Below are 17781 nucleotides of genomic sequence, written 5' to 3' on the forward strand. Positions count from 1 at the left end.
CTTTTTGTACTATAAAAAGTACAAAAATATGTACAAATTATCAAAAGGGTTATATAATATAAACGTAGGTTAGATAATCTACAACACAGAACAAAGAGATAGATAGGTAAGTTAAGAAGGAGAGACGAACTACAATGGAAAATGTAATCGCAACAAGTTCAAACGAATTCCGTAAGAACTTTAAGAAATATACAGACGATGTTGTCGATTACCAAGACGCAGTAATCGTTACTCGTCCAAAAAACAGAAACGTTGTTGTCATTTCAGAAGATGAGTACAACTCTCTGAAAGAAACAGCATATTTGTTGAAAGATAAAGAGAACAGAGAATTTTTACGTGAATCAATGAATCAACTTAAAGGAGGTGATGTCAAAGTGCTAACTCCTGATGATTGGGAGAATTTAAAGAAAGGAGAATAAAAATGGTGTATGAAACTGAATGTCACATTCACTACTAACGCATGGAATCAAATGACCGAAGTTATCCGGACTGATAAAAGAATGGCGAAGCAGGTTATTAAATTAATTGATGACACTGTGCGAAACCCTTTCAGTGGTTTAGGAAAACCCGAACCGTTAAAAATGGAACTACAAGGCTTTTGGTCGAAACGTGTAGATAAGAAAAATAGAATGGTCTATCGTGTTACGTCAGAAGCAATCGAAATCATCGCCATTAAAGGTCATTATGAGTAAAAAAAGTCCTAGTCAGTAAATTGGACTAGGAATAATGATATGAGCTATAAGCTATTTTCAGTTTATAGCTCATTTTTTTATTTTTCAAGCGAACGGCTGTTCAAAACTGACCAAAAGTTGACCTTTTTCTGACCTAATTCTATCCAAAGTCTGACCACATGTTGACCCGTTTAGGCGTTAAGATGATATTGTCGAAAGATGAGGCGAAGCGAATGAGAAATACGAAACGTTTCGGCAAAGTTAGGACGAGCGAAGAGTATCTCATGCTTTGCCGGTTAGAAAAAGAGATTAAACTCAACAAACAAAGGAATAGAAAACATAGGCGATACACGGAAGATGTACCGCCTATTTGTTTACACAAAGGAGGTGAGTAGAATGTCATGAAACTAACGCATAAGCAACGAATGTTTGCTGATGAGTATTTAAAGTGCGGTAATGCAACAGAAGCAGCAATAAAAGCTGGATATTCAAAGAAAACTGCACGGGCAATTGGCAACGAAAACCTAACAAAACCTTACATTAAGGCTTATGTAGCTGAAAAGCAGAAAGAAATTGAATCACATAAGATCGCAGACGCCAAAGAAGTTATGGAGTTCTACTCTGCCGTACTTCGAGGAGAGAAAAAAGAGACGGTTGTTATTGCAACCCCTGCTGGTATGGAAACAACGACCAAGGAAGCAGACTTGAAAACAAGAATTTCTGCTGCCAAGGAATTGATGAAACGTTATCCGCTTAGCGATGATGATCCTATGCAAAAACAGGCTTACCGAAAGGCTAAAGCTGAGGCGGATATTCTTGAAGCTAAAGCAAGTTTATTAGCAGGTAATACAAATGATACCGAAAGCATGTTGCAAGGCTTCTTAGAGAAATTGGAGGGCGGAATAGATGAGTCTGAACGACCTGTACACACCGAAACAGATAGAAATTCTGAAAACAGTCCGGAGTAGACCATGGCATATTTTGATAAATCATGGTGCTGTTCGTACTGGAAAAACCGTTCTCGATAATGATCTCTTTTTAATGGCTTTGATAAGAGTTAGGAAACTGGCTGATGAAGAAGGAGAAAGGGAGCCAAAATACATTCTTGCTGGCGTTTCGTCAAAGACAATCACAAACAACGTGCTGTCGGAATTGCGAAACAGATACGGATTGAATTTCAAGTTTGATAGGCAAGGAGATTTTACTTTATTTGGAGTGAAAGTAGTTCTTGCTTATACAGGATCAATTAGTGGTCTTGGCCGTATTCGTGGTATGACGGCTTATGGTGCTTACGTCAATGAAGCGTCGCTTGCTGTTAAGGAAGTGTTTGCCGAAATCGTCAACCGGTGTTCCAAGCCAAACGCTCAAATAATCTGCGATACCAACCCGGACAGCCCGGAACACTGGTTGAAGAAAGATTATATTGACAAGGCGGGAACAGAGAAAGGCAAGGACATTCTAGAGTTTAAGTTTGAACTTGATGACAATACGTTCTTACCTGACGACTACCGAGAGCATATCAAGAACGATACACCAAGCGGAATGCTTTACGACCGCAACATCAACGGTCTTTGGGTTGCTGGTGAAGGCATGGTATATCCAGACTTTGACCGCAAGACAATGTCAATCAGTGAACAGGAAATGAAAGAGCTGCACTTCGACAGAATTGTCTGTGGTGTTGACTGGGGCTGGGAACACTGGGGCTCGATTGTCGTTGTTGGTATTGATGACGGGCAGGACGTTGAACATAGCAATTATTACGTTATTCGAGAATATGCTCATCAACATTACGATATTAACGACTGGGTTTCAGTTGCAAAGGACATTGTTTCAGAATTTGGCAATGTTCCGTTCTATTGCGACTCCGCTCGACCTGAACACGTTGCAAGGTTCGTCAATGAAGGACTGAACGCAATCAACGCCAATAAGTCAATCATGCCGGGAATCGAAACGGTGGCAAAGGCGATGAAGCAAGGACGGTTCAAAATTGACTATGAACACGCACCGCGTTTCAGAGAAGAAATTTTCACGTATGTTTGGAACGAGCAAACCGGAATGCCGAACAAACAAATGGACGATACGCAAGACGCCATTCGTTACGCAATATATAGCGACTTGCAAGTCCAAGAACAACGTAATCAATCAAACATCAATGACAGATTAGCAGCATTAAAGAATTTTGGTTTCTAAGGAAGTGAGAAAATGGCAGACACTAACAACAAGACAAACGACTTTGAGCTTGATCTTGATACGCCAACAACAAGTGAGTTCATGACGTATTACAGTGAAAAAGCAAACATGGTCTACAAGTACCAAGACGCTGACAGTTTGCTTGAACACCCTGAAATCTTGGTTAGCATGATTAATCATCATCGACAAAACCAAGTGCCACGGTTGCATTCGTTAGATCATTATTACAAAGCTCAAAATGATACAATTATGAATCGGCCAGCACGAAAAGAAGCGGGCAAAGCTGATTATCGTATCGCAAATAATTTTGGAAAGGTCATTAGTTCGTTTATGGTTGGATATATGGGCGGCAACCCCATTCAAGTTCAAGATAAGAAAGACGACAAGGTTCAGAACGTTATCACGGAAGCCAATGACACCAACAACGCAGATGAAGAAAACAGCAATCTGCTGCTTGATTTGTCTAAGTATGGTCGGGCTTATGAAATCTTATGGCGTGACGAACAAGACAATAATCGTTTTGCTTTGTCTAGCGTGTTTGATACGTTCGTCATCTATGACACAACGATTGAAGAAAAACCAATCATGGCAGTTCGCTATCCAAGTTTAGGTTTTGAAACAGACGGGCGGACAATGTGCCAGCCAATCGTATACACGGCTGACAAGGTTATCACTTATAGCCCTTGCAGTTCGTCAGAAATTAGCTTAATCAACCCGCAAGAAGAGCTTCATAGCTTTGGCGATGTGCCGGTTATCGAATTCAAGAACAACCGTTTCCGCCGTGGAGATTACGAAGACGTTATTCCTTTAATTGACGCTTACGACGCCGCCGAAAGTGATACATCAAACTATATGTATGATTTCAACGACGCTATGCTTTGGATAAACGGCGACTGGACGATGAACGGAATGAGTGCCGATGATATGATTCGCTTGAAGAAAGCGAACATCTTGGCAACCACGGACGCAACATCGCCACAAGGGACACGCTATCCAACAACAGCGCAATATCTCTACAAGCAATATGACGTTAACGGGACAGAAGCACACAAGAAGCGGCTGGTTGATGACATTCACAAGATTAGCTGCGTGCCAGATTTGACTGATGAAAACTTTGCTGGAACTCAAAGCGGCGAAAGCTTGAAATACAAACTCTTAGGCTTAGACCAAGTTGTCGGTATCAAGTCAAGAATGTTTGAAAAGGGCTTATTACGGCGATACAAGCTCATTCTTTCGCTCTCTAACACCGTTCAAGAGTTATCGCAGGTTGATAGCTCGAACATCGAAATTACATTCAATTACAACTTACCGAAAGCAATCAACGACGACTTGACCGCATACATTGGCGCAGGTGGTCGCATTTCAGAGCAAACATTAATGGCTCTATTCCCTGAACTGATTGCCAACCCTGACGCTGAAATGAAAGCTGTTAAGGACGAAGAACCGGCTATGAATTTCATGAGCCAAGAACAAGCAACACAGCAACAAGAAGAGAGCAAGGCCGAGAAAGAAATGACACAAGATGATTAATTTCGATTATTGGCAACAACGTGAAAGAGAACGAGAACGATACTTGGATAGCTCAATCGACCGGGCTAACAAGATTATCATTCAGCAACTTGAAGAAGCTAAAAAAGAGATCCAGAATCTAATCAATAGTTTTTGGGTCAAGTACGCTGACAAGAACGGAATTACCGTTAATCAAGCGTACCAAATGGCTGACAGAATGGACGTGCAAGCATTTGCTAAACAAGCGCAGAAATATGTTGAAGAACATAACATGAGCGCCACAGCAAACCGACAAATGAGCCTGTACAACCTGAAAATGAAAGTCAGTCGGTATCAGCTTTTGTTGAACCAAATCAATTTAGAGTTGGCAAAGCTCTGTGACAACAACATTGACACCATGAAGGACACGCTGACGGACAATGCTAAGCAAGATTTGCAGACAATGCAGCAGGCTTTGGGTTTATCAAACTCATACCTAGTCAAAGCATTGCCCGGAATTGTTTATGCTAACCACGACAACGCAACATTCATGGATAGGTGGTACAACACTGGGAACAACATTTACAGCGCCTTAGACAAGACGTTGCGGGCGGCTATTATTAACGGCGACAACCCGACAAAGTTTGCTGGTAAACTTGCCAAAGCGTTCGAGGTTGCACCGTATGAAGCTCGGCGGTTGCTGATAACCGAAAGCTCATTCGCTCATCAAAAGATACAGCAGAAATGCTATGACAAAGCCAACGTTGATGAATACGTTTATGTTGCCGAAAGTACAGCTTGTGACACTTGCAAACTTCTCAACCGTAAGCATTTCAAAGTATCAGAAATGGAGCCGGGAGAGAATGCTCAACCAATGCACCCGAATTGCCGTTGTAGCACTGCTCCTTATGACCCGTCACAAGAAGATGACGCATTCCAAAAGCAACTTGAAGAAGCACGGAAATTCAAGGAAGCAAACAAGCACCTCGGGAAGCCGTCTGACGAAAACTAACAACACTTGACCAATTGCCGTGACGTCGTTAAAAGCACCGGCTTAATTCAACACTGAACGGGAAATTTGAACAAGGAACACTGGCGAACTGGTCGCAAACCGGGGCGCTATTTTTTTACTCAAAATTTACTGCTCGGGAAAGGAGAAAACCATATATGGCAGAAGAAGATATTCAAAACCAATCAGTTAATGGTGGCGAAGAACAACCAAAAGAAAACACGGAAGGCTTACCGCAAAGCCAATCAGAACTAGACTCAATCATTGGCAAAGCGATTGATAAAGCTTTGAAAAACAATGACAAGAAATGGGCTGAAAAGACGGAACAGGCAGTAGCAGACGCTAAGAAAGAAGCGGAAAGCTACGCTAAGATGACGCAAGCTCAACGCAAAAACGCTGAAATCGAAAAGCGTGAAAAAGCATTAGACGAACGGGAAGCAAAACTCAATCACAAAGCATTGATTGCGGACATTCAAGCTGATTTGACTGAAAAAGGTTTGCCAACCGTGTTTGCTGAAGTTCTTTCATTGTTGAAAGACAACGAAGCAATCGCAAGCGCCACACAAGAAATCAAAGACGCTTGGGATAAGTCGGTTAATGACCGGCTCAAAGCCAACGCTCGGCAAAAGACACCGGGAACGAGTGCTGAAAGTATTCATGTTGGCTCATCATTAGCAGATTTTGCTAGAAAAAACCGTATCATCAAATAAATTAAGGAGGAACAAAATTTATGGTTTTAACTCGCGAAACATTTACACCAGAAAACGTCATGATGAGAGAAGCAAAGGACGGCACAGTCCCTGCTAAATATCAAGAACTCATCTTGAAAGACGTCATGCAAAACTCAAAAATCATGCAATTATCACAATTCGTTGAAATGGACGACTTAGCTAAGACTTTCCAAGTGTTCTTAGACGGACCAGGCGCATACTGGGTCGACGAAGGTAATCGCATTCAAACATCAGCTCCAAGCTACAAGAACATCACAATTCAAGCTCACAAGTTAGCTGTTATCTTGCCAGTTTCAAACGAATATTTGAAATATCAAGCAGGCGACTTCTTCAATGTTATGCAACCACGCATTGCAGAAGCATTCTACAAGAAATTTGATGAAGCAGCTATCTTAGGTGTAGACAACCCATTCAAGTTCTCATTAGCTCAATCATCAACAGCTGCAGGCGATGACATGCAAGGCGACATCACTTACCAAAACATTCTCGCCCTTGAAGACAAGATTACAGACAACGACAACGAACCAAACGCTTTCGTTTCAAAAGCTCAAAACAACACGCTCTTACGGAATGCACAATTAGTTCAAAACGGCGTTGTTCAATCATTATATGACCGTCAAAACGGCGAAATTGACGGCTTGGCAACAGTCAACCTTAAGTCAACAAACATGAAGAAAGGCGAATTGTTTGCTGGGGACTTCGATTATGCTTACTACGGAATTCCAGGAACAATCGAATACACAATTTCAAACGATGCTCAACTTTCAACAATCACAGCAGCAGACGGCAAGCCTGTAAACTTGTTTGAACAAGACATGTCAGCATTGCGTGCAACAATGACAGTTGGCTTCATGATTGTTAAGGACGGTGCATTCTCACACTTAACACCAAAAGCAGCAGCTGCTTCAACAAGCGCAAGTTCATCAACAGGAAAGTAGAGGAATAACTAATGGCGGATAATCAAATCTCTGAAACTGCTCAACAGGTCAAGACAATGATAAGCGGGACGACTGATGAAAAGCTCGCCGTCATTGAAACGTTGACCCGCCAACGATTAGCCCGCTTGCTACATCTTACAGACACAACACAAATTCCGGTCAGCTTCAACGACATCGTTCAAGACGTTATGCTGAAACGGTTCAACCGTATCGGCAACGAGGGATATAAGAGCTATTCAGAAGCAGGCGAAGCCCTGACATTCCCGGATAGCGACTTTGACGAATACCAAAACGAAATTGACGACTACCTGAACACAACAGGCAACGGCAAGGAACAACACGCAAGGTTCTATATCTATTGAGATATGAACACAGTGCGGTATTCGTAAAGAACACCAACCCGAATGATTACCAAGGCAAGACATACGCAGCCAATATTACGCAAATGAGTCCCGACCAAGCTATCCCGATTTTCGGGGACGCAAAGCGGCGCTCATATATCGTGAGAATTGGCGAAAGTCTGCCGGTCACTTCGGGATATATCCAAGTTGACGGAGAGTTGAACCTTGAGATCAGTCAAGTAATTCAGCACCGCCACGCAACGGCAATTTATTGTTTGAAATATGTGGGGCGGCTATGAGTTACGAATTTGACGGCTTGGACGCATTAGAACGGAAGCTGGAAGAAATGAAGAGCCTTGAAGCCGTGAAGCAATGTGTTGCTAAGAACACAAAGAACATGGGTTCATTGGCTCAAACCACAGTACCGGTCAGAACTGGGAACTTGAAGAACTCAATGACAACGCAAGTCAGCGATTTTGAAGGCGAAATCAGTTTTGATGGTTGCAACTATGCAAAATATGTTGAATACGGTACTCGTAAGATGTACGGACGCTTTTACCTGAAAAAGGCGTTTGATATGACAAAAGAGCAGTTTAAAAACGACATGGAGGGCTTAGTTCGATGAATAACCCGTACGAAGAAATCTATCAAAAGATTATGGAGTTATCCCAAGCCAAAGGGTACGCAACCTTTGACTATCTCCCCGATGACGAACAAGGCTATCCATTTGTATTCGTCGGGGAGCAAGATAATACAGACCAATATACCAAAGGCAGAGTGCTTGGTAGCACTGATATTCAGGTTCATGTTTACGCCGAATTCGACCACCGAAGCGACGTCACAGCAATCATGAATGACTTACTGGCAACGGTAGCAAGCAATCATGAAACGCCGCATTTTCGGTATCAGGTAGTAAACTCAACCTCGAAAATGTTAGGCGATCAAAGCACAGGCATTGACCTTTGGCATGGCCTATTAACACTCACAATTCAATATCTATAAGGAGGAATTTAACAATGGAACAACCAATCGAAGGTATCGACCGCGTTTTAATGTTTCGGTTGAAAGAAAACGCAGATAAGGAAAACGCAAAGCGTTTAGCATTGCAAACAACACATACAGTTAAGGAAAGTGCTAAGGTGGCAACCACCGCCACAAAAGACGGTACAATCGTTGCACCGGGTACATTGACAACTACTATTGAAATCGAAGCTTTAGGTTCTGACACTGTGGTAAACGATATGCTCCACTATGCAGCCAAGCAACAAAAGGTTGTTGAAGTTTGGGAAATCGACTTTAGCAAACCAGCCGGCGAAAACCAATACATGGCTCAATACGGATATGGCTACTTATCAAGCTGGGAAACACCAGCTAAAGTCGGGACAGACGCAACAATCAAGACAACTCTTACTCTTAACGGTCAACTTGTTAAGGGTAAAGCAACAGTTAGTGCAGAAGACGCTGCAACAGTGAATAACTTCTTCCGTGACACTATCCAAGGCTCAAAGGACACAGCAGCAATTCCTGATTATGTAGCTGGCGAAACATCAACGGGAACTGTTTCAAATGATTCAAGTTCAGCAAGCACTTCAACACCAAACTCTGCTAGCTCAACAACTTCAAGCACTTCAGGAAAATAGACGATGGATTAATTGGTCAGTGATGATTTAACATAGAAACAGAGACGAGTAGGCAAGAGCCGAGCTGAGACGATATTAGAAAGGAAAATGCTATATGACAAAAATTAAATTAAATGACAAAAAATATGAATTAACAATGCACATTAAAGATTTGAAAGAATTAGGTTTAGTGCCTAATGATTCACAAGGCAATATCGAAAAAATGTCAGGTATTATGAGCGGCTTAATGACTGGTGATGTGTTCACTTTAACTGATGTATTAACCAGTTTATTAAAAGGCCAATTAAAGCGTGGAGAAATCGAAGATGCTTTATCTAAAGATGAAGATATTGATAAACTTTTTGATAAAGTTGAAGCTTTTTTCGAGACTTCTCCATTAACGAAGAAAATGGCAACAATGATCGCTCAACCGGCCAAGGAAGCATTAGCGAACCTTTAACATACGAGCGATTAATCACTGATATTTTCGCTGCATATCCGACTTTGACGTTGGAATACATTGAAAATATGACTATAGAAGAATACAGGTGGCGTATGAAAGCGCACGGTTTAAAAACTGTGTACGATGAGCGTCTCCTGTATTTTTTTGCATTCATTCAGCGAGCAACGGAAGCTGTTGAAGATGACGGCAAGCATTATAAGTTTACGAGCTTGAATGAAATTATTGATTTAGACGCAGTAGAAGCGCGTTTGAAAGGCTGGAAACATACACCGACTGAGTCTGCAGCAATGAAGAAAATTAATAAATACAAAGCACTATCTGAACGTGCTAAGAGAGCGGCCGAAATGGCTAAGCAACAACTTGCAGGAAAGGAGGAGAAGTAAATGGCAGAAGATTATAGCGTTACTGCTAAATTAACCGCTAACGGTTCGGACTTTATTAATACGATTGACAAAATGATCAGTTCAATCAACAGTTTAAAGCAGACGATGAACTCATTAGGCGATAACGTTAGAGAAGCCACCAGTGCAATTAAGCAAGCATTCTTGAACTCGCAAGAAAGCATTGAGCAATTAGGCGACAAAGCTAAGCAAACTGGTAGCAAAGTCGATGAAATGGCTAAGAACGCTCAAGAAGCAGGCTCTCAAGTGGCAAACAGCTTTGAAAAACCAAAAGCCAGTGCCGAACAGCTTGGAAATACTGCTAAAAACACCGGTTCTGACATCAAGGAAATGGGTTCGGAAGCCAAGAGTGCCACTGACGGTGTAAGCACCGAATTCAACCAAGCCAAACAGTCAGTTTCGCAATTAGGAAACGAAGCTAACAAGACCGGCAAGGATATGACCGAACTTGGTCAAGAAAGTAAGAATGCTACAAACGGCGTAAAAGGGTCAGCAGATACTGCAAAACAAGCTGTAAGTGAATTAGGCACAGCGGCCAATAAAACGGGTTCAGACGCTCAAAAAATGGGCAATGAAGCCAAGTCAGCTCTTAGCGGTGTTGACGGTTCGACAGATAAGGCGAAAGCGTCTGTTGAACAATTAGGTAGCCAAGCCAATAGCACTGGCTCTGATATGCAAAAAATGGGCAGCGAAGCCAAAAGCTCATTGAACGGGGTTGATAGCTCCACAGGCCAAGCAAAAGAAGCCGTTGGGGAATTAGGTTCAAAGGCAAAACAAACTGGTTCTGACATGCAAGAAATGGGTCAAGAAGCCAAGTCTGCAACGAATGGCGTTGACTCATCAGCACAACGAGCAGGGGAAGCAATCACTGAATTGGGTTCAAACGCTTCACGTGCTGGCTCGAAAATGGAAGAAATGGGCGAAGAAGCCCGTAGCGCAACTCGTGACATTGACTCATCAGCAGAAGAAGCAGCCAGCGGAATTAAACAGCTTGGTAGTGCTTCAACCAGTGCCGGCGAAAAAGCTGAAGAAATGGGCAATGAAGCCAAAGAAGCCACACGGGGAATTGAAAGCTCTGCGGAAGAAGCGTCAAGCGCAACTAGGCGCCTTGGTTCAGCAGCGGAAGAAAGCGGCTCGCATTTCACGTCATTGAGTGAACGAGTTGCAAGCTTCAAAAGCCGTGTTGCCTCGGTTGCTTCTGGTGTTGGCGTGTTCAACTTAGTAAATTCCGCAGTAAATGGGTTGAAAAATACCATTGGTGACGCTGTAAGTCGTGTTGATACATTAAATAATGCCAGTCGAGTATTCCAAAATATGGGCTTTAGCGCTAACGATACTAAAGCAATGATGGACAATTTGAACAAATCTATTATGGGTTTGCCTACAAGTCTTGATTCGGCGGTACAAGGCGTTCAAATGATGGCTGCAACAACCAACGGTGACTTAGGACAAGCACAGAAAGTATGGAGTTCTCTTAATGACGCTGTTATTGGCTTTGGTGGTACAGCCGATCAAGCCAAAGAAGCAACCATTCAGTTATCACAAGCATTCGCTAATGGTAAAGTCGATGCTCAAACGTGGAACTCATTAATGAATGACGGTTTAGGACCAGCTTTAGACGCATTGGCAAAGAATATGCACATGACATCGGCTCAATTAAAGTCTGACTTATCATCAGGTAAGGTTTCTGTAAAGCAATTCCAAGATGCCATGATTGAAATGGACCAAAAGGGCGGCGGCGGTATGCAATCATTCAGCAAGATTGCTCATGACGCTACATCAGGTATCAAAACATCATTCACAAACATGCAGACAGCAATCAAGCGTGGAATGGGGGAAATGATTAAGTCATTTTCAAGTGCGTTGGAAACTATCACCGGCAGCAATCTTTCTCAGCTTATTACTAAGTTTGGTGCAACGGTTAGCAAAATTCTTACAAAAGCAGCTAGCGACCTAACGAGCTTGGCTGAAAAGATTAAGCCGTTCGTTGACGTCATTAAAAATTCTTTCCAACAAATGGCGCCACCTGTTAAAGCAGCTCTTACAGCCGTGATTGACGCCGTTAAGAACTTATACTCAAACGCTTCAAACACTGGCGCTCTTAACACGTTCAAGTCAGTGATGAGTAGCATTGTCGGAGTAGTCACTCAAGTAAGCAACTTCATTCGGCAAAATGCTTCTGCGATTGCTGCACTTGTTCCGGTGGTCGTTAAGGCAACCGAAGCTTGGATAGCTTACAAGGTTGTATCAACCATTCTTAGCACAGTCGGAAATGCAATTAACAAAGTCAAAGGCTTTATGACTGCATTCTCAACTGCTAACCAAAAAGCAACGCAAGCTTTGAACAAGTTCTCAAGTAAAGAAAAGGAAGCTCAACGAACAACCGAAGAGCTCGGCAAGTCTGAACAACAGGCAAGCCGGGACACTGACAAGATGTCAGAGTCGCTGGATAAGTCCGGGCAGAAATCGCAACAAGCCGGAGAAAAAATCAAAGACAGTGGTAACAAGTCAAAGACTGCTGGAGAAAACTTCAAAGGTGCTGGCGAAAAAGCTCAAGGCGCAGGCAAAGGGCTCGGAGAAATGGAAAAAGGAGCTGAAAAAGCCGCCGAAGGAGCAGCTAAAACCGGTTCAAAAGCAACAGAATTAGGTTCTAAGCTAGGCAATCTTAACGCAGCCATTCGCCACCCGATTGAAACATTCCGAGCATTTGACAGTAAGATGTCCGAGTCATCAAGCATTCTTGGTAAGTTAGCAAGTGCAATTCTCCACCCGATTTCTTCATTAGGGCAATTAGGTTCTGCGGTTGCTTCAAAGGCTGCCGGAATTATTGGCAAGTTCAAGGAATTAAGGGCTGGAAGCAATGTATTCAAAGCTGGTTTAACAATGGCTTTTCAAGGTGTAGGTTCTGCGTTCAGAGCTTTAGGAGCAGCCATTGTTGACAACCCGATTGGCGCAGCGATCGCAGCCATTGCAGTTGTTGTAGCTGGTTTCTGTTCAGCATGGAAATCAAACTTCATGAATATCCGAAACGTTACGAGTGAAGTATTCGGAGCATTAGGTCGAGCACTCTCAAGCTGCTTGCAATTCTTCAAGCCGTTGTTGAGCGTAGTTGATGACGCAACCAGTTCATTCGGTGGCTTGGGCAACATTGTCAAGACTATTGGCGTTGGTGCATTCGTTGCGATTGCTCGTGGTGTTGCGATTGCAGTCACAGCCTTGCAATTATTATGTGCAGGCGTTTCAGACGCCGTGATTGCAATCAAAATGTTGATTGACGTATTGGGCGGCGTTGGTAGCATTCTTCGTGACGTTGTTACTGGCAACTTCAAACGTGCAGCAGAAGACGCACACAGCATGTCACAGAAAATCGGTCAAGGTGCTAAAGACATTGGCAAGAACTGGGACAATTTGAAGAATAACAATGCTTTGAAATTGGTAAACAAGAGTTTGAAAGACTTAGGCAAGTCATCAGACGAAACCAAGAGCAAGTCTAAGAGCATGTCAACGAGTGTTCAGGACGACTACAAGGCAATGCAAAATTCGGCTCAAAGTACGACAAAGAGCTTGCAGAATGTCGGAAATGAAATGACTAAGGTATTCAACACTGGGCCAATGCAACAATACGCACAGAATTCGTTGAATATCTCAAAGAGCTACTCACAAAAGCAAGAACAAATTGCTAGAGAAGCCGGTAAGCTTATCCTTAACGCTCGTAATCAAAGCGCAACACAACAACGGCAAGCACAAATCAAAGCTGACAACTTAATGCTTCAAGACCAAAGCCAAAGCAATAACCAAATGCTTGATATCATGAAGCAAAACAGCGAAATGTTGAAGAACAACAAGACCAAAGAGGGTCAACAGTTGAATGACGTTCAACGTAAAGCATTGCAAGACCAAAACACGGCAATGCAAAACGCATTGAACAAGCAAATCAACATGCAAGTGAAAGCCGCTCAAGACAAGATTAAGAACGGTCAGAAGTTATCACAACAGGAAACGCAAACCGTTGTCAAAGACCTTGACATGCGTAACCAAATGGAGCAACAGAAAATTCAGCAAAACAATGCTAAAATTCAACAGCTCAAACAACAGGAAGCGCAAGCGTCAAGCCAAGCTGACAAGAAGAAATATCAGCAACAAATTACTGATTTAACAACGGCAAACAACAAGGAAATTCAGGAAATCAACAAGACTTCCTTGCAAAAGCTCCAAATGTACGCTCAAAGCGGAAAACTGACGAACGACCAAGTTCAACAATCACTTTCTCAAATGAACAACATTACCAAGACACAAATGCAACAGATTATGGCAACGTTGCAAAAGAACAATGCGACGACACAAACGCAAACTCTTGCAATGGCTCAAATCATGAAGCAAAACGGTGTCAAAGGGGCTCAAAACCTTGTCAATGCTATTAAGTCAGGAAACTACAAAGCAACGGCGAACGCTGTTACAGCGGACGTTCAAAGCGGAATTAAGAAATTGCCGCCTGGAATGTTCAAACATGGTAATGACGGTAAGACCAAATTCATTAATGCTTTGAAGAGCGGAAACTATAACGCCGCAGGTAAGTACGTTGCCGACCAAACCGGACACGGTACTGATACAGCTAAGAATAAGACTAAGAGGTCAGGTCAAGACGCCGGCAATAGTTATAATGCTGGTGTTCGTTCTAAGAGCAAAGACGCTGAAAGTGCCGGAAAACAACTTGCTTCAAGCACTAACAGCGGAGCAAAGGGCAAGACCGGCACTATTCAAGATACCGGGAATACGTTGGGCTATCACTTTGTTAGCGGTGTTCGTTCACGTCAAGGAGACGCTCGCAGTGCTGGGGACACCTTAGGCAATGCAGCAGTTTCCGGAGCTCGTGGACGTACCGGAGCAATGCAAGATGAAGGAGATACTCTCGGGTATCATTTCGCTAGCGGTGTACGAAATAGACGTGGTTCAGCTCAAGACGCTGGGGACACGTTAGGATATGCCGCAACGGCTGGAGCTCGTGGCAGAACCGGTCAAATGCAAGACGAAGGAGATACTCTCGGGTATCACTTAGCAAGCGGAGTTCGTGGACGCCGTGGAGAAGCAAGAGACGCTGGAGATACGCTCGGTTGGGCTGCTGCTCAAGGTGCCGAAGGCGAAGAAGGCAACATGCAGACAATCGGCTACAACCTGGCAATGGGTATCGCCAATGGTATTGCTTCCGGTAGTGGTGCGGTTGCTGCCGCTGCTGCTAATGCGGTAAGTAATGCGGTTGCTGCTGCTCAAGCCGCCGGGGATATTCACTCGCCGTCACGGAAAATGCGTGATATGGTCGGGCGCTGGATTCCAGCCGGTATCGCCGTTGGTATTCAAGACTATGAAAGTGAAGCCACAGGCGCAGCAAAGCAAGTCATGGACGATGTGAATAGCACAATGGCAGACGCAACACACGCCAGCTATATGAACGGGTCTTATAAGGCTCAAATCGACCATTCACTTGAAACGTCAATGAAAGCCACACCTATTCAACTTGGCTTGAACGTCAACATGCCAAACGCAGCATTCAAGGGCTTAGTTCGCTCGATTACGAACCAACAAAATGTAGATATGGAATTGGGGTTGTCATAATGGAATTTGTAGACACGACACCAACGCAGAAAGGCGGTGTATTCATTCCGTCAGAAGCGTTGATGATTAACGGAAGAACGATTGAAGAACAAATCAGCGGCTATCAAACGCTGACAGTCACAGGACGTGGACCGTTGCCGAAGAAAATCACGGCAGAAACGCCTGACGGTCGGGACGGTCAACGATTTATCGAAGCTTACTACACCACAAGGTCAATCGTGGTAGCTTATCAAATCATCGCAGATACGGCGGAAGATTTGATTGCAAAGTATATCCAATTAGCGACTATCCTTGGAAACAATGAATTTACATTCAATTTCAAAGATGACCCTGATTGGTACTATACTGGCACAGTTTCAGCGACAAGCGACTTGCCGGTCGGTGTACTTGCTGGAAACGGGTCATTCACAATCACATGTAGCGACCCACATTCATACAGCACTGAAAAAAGAGCTACAATCACGAATAGCGGCACAGTGTCAGACGATTGCACGAATGCAAAACTTCTCGAACTTGATTACACGCCAAGCGAAACGGCGTCAACAATCACTATCACGAATAATGGTTTCAAGATGTCGTTTTCAGGCGCAACCGTCAACGCCGGGGACACGTTGTCGATCGACCCGATAGCGCAGAACGTGGAACTGAATGGTGTTGATAAGACCGCATGGCTAGACTTTGACTCGGACTTTGAGAATTTCCCAGCATTGGGAGATTTCGCAGTCAGCCCGGACGGGATACTATCTATCACATACAAGAAAGAAAGGACGTGATATTTTTTGAAATTCTACATGTTAGACGGCAACGAAAAAATTCTTTGCGCTGTACCAAGCAAGGATATTATTTCACTCTATCAAAATTTGAATTATCATCAGGCAGACACAATCGAAGGCTCGCTTGTTCTCTCTGAAAAATACACGTCAATTCTAAACAACGTGCGGTACTTTGCCATTTCAGACCGCGAAAGCAATCACAATTTCTACTTATACCGGAAGACGTTGGTTCAGGTACAGAACCACGAAATCGCAATCAACGGGCAAGGTGCTTTTTGGGACGAAATGCAAGGCGCATACATTAAGGACAAGCGACCGAACCAAGTCACACCAGCAGACACAATCAAGCTCATTCTTGGGTATTCTCGTTGGAATGTCGACTATGTAGACCAAATGCTTGAAGAAGAAAGTTTGCGGCGTGATATGAATTTCTATTACGTTTCGCTGCTTGACGCTCTGAACACGGTCTATCAAACATGGCAAGTTGACATTGAACCATATATCAACATTGAAGGACACCAAATAACACGGCGATACGTTAAGCTTTACCAACAACAAGGGGGTAACAACGGTCGCCGTTTTGTTTATGGCGATAACGCCTTGACCGTAACGCAGCAAGCCAACGAAGGCAGTATTTTCACGGCTTTGGTTGGTCGTGGCGCTGGTGTTGAAGAAACAGACGCAGACGGTAATTTAACGGGCGGATATAGCCGGAAGATTAACTTTGCTGATGTTGAATGGAGCAAAGCCAATGGTGACCCAGTGGATAAGCCGAAAGGGCAAGAATATGTTGAGTGGAAAGAATCAACAGAAATCTACGGTTACAGCGACGGCAAACCACGAATTGGAATTGTTGACTTTGACAACGAAAAAGACCCAGCACAGTTGCTTAAAGAAACATGGGCTCAACTTCAACAAGTCGGAGTTCCATTGGTTCAGTTCCAAGCAACCGTTGGTGATGTTGGTTATCTCAATCTTGGCGAAACGGTTACGATTGTCCGGTATGACCTTAATATCAAGTATCAAACGCGGGTCACTGGTATCAAGTGGAATCGGTGCGATGAAGCTAAAAGTCAAATCACGATTGGTGTTAAGGCTATCCAGTCAACAGCCGACAAAATTGCCGGTTTACAGCAATCAGTAGCTCAAGCCAACGTCAACGCTGATGAAGCCAAGTCAACTGCTAACCACGCAATCATTGACGGAACGGGCGCAGTCGTCAACTATGGTCCAAACGAACCGACAAACCCGAAAGAGGGAGATATTTGGTATGACGTTCAACCTGACGGAACGGTTGTTCTGAAGCAATACCAAAACGGGCAATGGGTCATCTTGATTGACGACACGACCGGGCAGCAAATCAAGAACAAAGTTGAAGCTCAACAGAAAGAACTTGATAAAGCTGTTCAAGACGCCAACGCTGCTTTTGCTAAAGCGGACGGCTTAGTTGCTCAAGTTGGGGACGCTAATACCAACGCGCAGAAAGCATTAACGACCGCACAACAGAACCAATCTGATTTATCTCAGGCTAAATTAGATTTACAAAA

The 17781-nt window shown here is 43.5% G+C and carries 18 protein-coding genes; all 18 read left to right on the forward strand.

The annotated features are described in order from the left end of the window. Positions 1-134 precede the first annotated feature (134 nt). On the forward strand, positions 135-419 hold the full coding sequence (locus FC33_RS05005; RefSeq protein ID WP_057827520.1) for a type II toxin-antitoxin system Phd/YefM family antitoxin: 285 nt from the start codon (positions 135-137) through the stop codon (positions 417-419). A gap of 9 nt (positions 420-428) precedes the next feature. Continuing rightward, positions 429-692, forward strand: a complete 264-nt coding sequence (locus FC33_RS05010) for a Txe/YoeB family addiction module toxin (RefSeq protein ID WP_081037058.1) — start codon at positions 429-431, stop codon at positions 690-692. A gap of 380 nt (positions 693-1072) precedes the next feature. After that, the gene (locus FC33_RS05015) at positions 1073-1639 is read left to right on the forward strand and encodes a terminase small subunit (RefSeq protein ID WP_057827521.1); all 567 of its coding nucleotides are present in this window, start codon (positions 1073-1075) and stop codon (positions 1637-1639) included. Beyond that, complete coding sequence (locus tag FC33_RS05020) at positions 1578-2861, forward strand: PBSX family phage terminase large subunit (RefSeq protein ID WP_057827522.1); 1284 nt, start codon at positions 1578-1580, stop codon at positions 2859-2861. The genes FC33_RS05015 and FC33_RS05020 overlap by 62 nt, the downstream gene beginning before the upstream one ends. A gap of 12 nt (positions 2862-2873) precedes the next feature. Next, the gene (locus FC33_RS05025; protein ID WP_057827523.1) at positions 2874-4391 is read left to right on the forward strand and encodes a phage portal protein; all 1518 of its coding nucleotides are present in this window, start codon (positions 2874-2876) and stop codon (positions 4389-4391) included. Further along, positions 4384-5361, forward strand: coding sequence for a minor capsid protein (locus FC33_RS05030; RefSeq protein ID WP_057827524.1), 978 nt, complete (start codon positions 4384-4386; stop codon positions 5359-5361). Before FC33_RS05025 ends, FC33_RS05030 begins: the two co-directional genes overlap by 8 nt. 155 nt (positions 5362-5516) lie before the next feature. After that, positions 5517-6068 carry a DUF4355 domain-containing protein gene (locus FC33_RS05035; protein ID WP_057827525.1) on the forward strand — a complete coding sequence of 184 codons (552 nt, stop codon included), beginning with the start codon at positions 5517-5519 and terminating at the stop codon, positions 6066-6068. Between the two features lie 20 nt (positions 6069-6088). After that, on the forward strand, positions 6089-7027 hold the full coding sequence (locus tag FC33_RS05040) for a phage major capsid protein (RefSeq protein WP_057827526.1): 939 nt from the start codon (positions 6089-6091) through the stop codon (positions 7025-7027). Between the two features lie 11 nt (positions 7028-7038). After that, positions 7039-7389 carry a phage head-tail connector protein gene (locus FC33_RS05045; protein WP_057827527.1) on the forward strand — a complete coding sequence of 117 codons (351 nt, stop codon included), beginning with the start codon at positions 7039-7041 and terminating at the stop codon, positions 7387-7389. Continuing rightward, positions 7386-7667 carry a hypothetical protein gene (locus FC33_RS05050; RefSeq protein WP_057827528.1) on the forward strand — a complete coding sequence of 94 codons (282 nt, stop codon included), beginning with the start codon at positions 7386-7388 and terminating at the stop codon, positions 7665-7667. The genes FC33_RS05045 and FC33_RS05050 overlap by 4 nt, the downstream gene beginning before the upstream one ends. Next, on the forward strand, positions 7664-7993 hold the full coding sequence (locus FC33_RS05055; protein ID WP_057827529.1) for an HK97-gp10 family putative phage morphogenesis protein: 330 nt from the start codon (positions 7664-7666) through the stop codon (positions 7991-7993). Before FC33_RS05050 ends, FC33_RS05055 begins: the two co-directional genes overlap by 4 nt. Then, positions 7990-8370, forward strand: coding sequence for a DUF3168 domain-containing protein (locus FC33_RS05060; RefSeq protein ID WP_057827530.1), 381 nt, complete (start codon positions 7990-7992; stop codon positions 8368-8370). The genes FC33_RS05055 and FC33_RS05060 overlap by 4 nt, the downstream gene beginning before the upstream one ends. Before the next feature lie 14 nt (positions 8371-8384). Continuing rightward, a complete protein-coding gene (locus FC33_RS05065) occupies positions 8385-9008 on the forward strand; it encodes a phage major tail protein, TP901-1 family (RefSeq protein WP_081037059.1) in 624 nt (207 codons plus the stop codon). Positions 9009-9102: 94 nt separating this feature from the next. After that, entirely contained in the window at positions 9103-9447 is a 345-nt protein-coding gene (locus FC33_RS05070) for a tail assembly chaperone (protein WP_057827531.1), read from the forward strand. Between the two features lie 50 nt (positions 9448-9497). Beyond that, positions 9498-9833, forward strand: coding sequence for a hypothetical protein (locus tag FC33_RS05075; protein WP_162257621.1), 336 nt, complete (start codon positions 9498-9500; stop codon positions 9831-9833). Beyond that, a complete protein-coding gene (locus FC33_RS05080) occupies positions 9834-15461 on the forward strand; it encodes a tape measure protein (protein WP_057827533.1) in 5628 nt (1875 codons plus the stop codon). It begins immediately after the preceding gene. Then, positions 15461-16234, forward strand: coding sequence for a distal tail protein Dit (locus tag FC33_RS05085; protein WP_057827534.1), 774 nt, complete (start codon positions 15461-15463; stop codon positions 16232-16234). The genes FC33_RS05080 and FC33_RS05085 overlap by 1 nt, the downstream gene beginning before the upstream one ends. A gap of 6 nt (positions 16235-16240) precedes the next feature. Continuing rightward, a partial coding sequence (locus FC33_RS05090) for a phage tail spike protein (protein ID WP_191978951.1) occupies positions 16241-17781 on the forward strand: 1541 nt, incomplete at its 3' end.

This window comes from Ligilactobacillus aviarius subsp. aviarius DSM 20655, assembly GCF_001436315.1.
Lineage (GTDB): Bacteria > Bacillota > Bacilli > Lactobacillales > Lactobacillaceae > Ligilactobacillus > Ligilactobacillus aviarius.

Coding starts and splice junctions, on each gene's coding strand:
- FC33_RS05005 (WP_057827520.1), top strand. CDS start 135: ATGGAAAATGTAATCGCAACAAGTTCAAACGAATTCCGTAAGAACTTT.
- FC33_RS05055 (WP_057827529.1), top strand. CDS start 7,664: ATGAGTTACGAATTTGACGGCTTGGACGCATTAGAACGGAAGCTGGAA.
- FC33_RS05045 (WP_057827527.1), top strand. CDS start 7,039: ATGGCGGATAATCAAATCTCTGAAACTGCTCAACAGGTCAAGACAATG.
- FC33_RS05060 (WP_057827530.1), top strand. CDS start 7,990: ATGAATAACCCGTACGAAGAAATCTATCAAAAGATTATGGAGTTATCC.
- FC33_RS05070 (WP_057827531.1), top strand. CDS start 9,103: ATGACAAAAATTAAATTAAATGACAAAAAATATGAATTAACAATGCAC.
- FC33_RS05010 (WP_081037058.1), top strand. CDS start 429: ATGAAACTGAATGTCACATTCACTACTAACGCATGGAATCAAATGACC.
- FC33_RS05065 (WP_081037059.1), top strand. CDS start 8,385: ATGGAACAACCAATCGAAGGTATCGACCGCGTTTTAATGTTTCGGTTG.
- FC33_RS05040 (WP_057827526.1), top strand. CDS start 6,089: ATGGTTTTAACTCGCGAAACATTTACACCAGAAAACGTCATGATGAGA.
- FC33_RS05015 (WP_057827521.1), top strand. CDS start 1,073: ATGAAACTAACGCATAAGCAACGAATGTTTGCTGATGAGTATTTAAAG.
- FC33_RS05020 (WP_057827522.1), top strand. CDS start 1,578: ATGAGTCTGAACGACCTGTACACACCGAAACAGATAGAAATTCTGAAA.
- FC33_RS05035 (WP_057827525.1), top strand. CDS start 5,517: ATGGCAGAAGAAGATATTCAAAACCAATCAGTTAATGGTGGCGAAGAA.
- FC33_RS05080 (WP_057827533.1), top strand. CDS start 9,834: ATGGCAGAAGATTATAGCGTTACTGCTAAATTAACCGCTAACGGTTCG.
- FC33_RS05025 (WP_057827523.1), top strand. CDS start 2,874: ATGGCAGACACTAACAACAAGACAAACGACTTTGAGCTTGATCTTGAT.
- FC33_RS05030 (WP_057827524.1), top strand. CDS start 4,384: ATGATTAATTTCGATTATTGGCAACAACGTGAAAGAGAACGAGAACGA.
- FC33_RS05085 (WP_057827534.1), top strand. CDS start 15,461: ATGGAATTTGTAGACACGACACCAACGCAGAAAGGCGGTGTATTCATT.